The 251-nt window shown below is 66.5% G+C and carries 1 protein-coding gene; it reads left to right on the top strand.

All coding sequences use genetic code 11. From position 1 onward, the window contains the following. Nucleotides 1-69: 69 nt before the first annotated feature. On the top strand, nt 70-251 hold a 182-nt coding region (locus tag KVT44_RS59795), incomplete at its 3' end, for a transposase (RefSeq protein WP_308314432.1).

Here is a 251-nt window from a genome sequence, read left to right as displayed (position 1 = left end):
GGGTCTGGTGCACGATCGGGTGACATCTGAACTGGCTTGCCCTGCGGGGCGGGTGGGAAGGATGTCGCTGTGCCCAAGCCTTATCCGGAAGAGTTCCGCGAGGACGTCGTACGGGTCGCGAGGAACCGCGGCCCGGGCGTGACGGTCGAGCAGGTGGCCGCCGACTTCGGAGTGCACGCGATGACGCTGTGGAAATGGATGCGTCGCGCGGACATCGACGACGGGACAAAGCCCGGAACGACCAGCCAGGA

Origin of the sequence: Streptomyces sp. GbtcB7 (assembly GCF_019091445.1) — a bacterium.
GTDB classification, from domain to species: Bacteria; Actinomycetota; Actinomycetes; order Streptomycetales; family Streptomycetaceae; genus Streptomyces; species Streptomyces mirabilis.
This window is presented reverse-complemented; position numbering and strand designations above follow the sequence as displayed.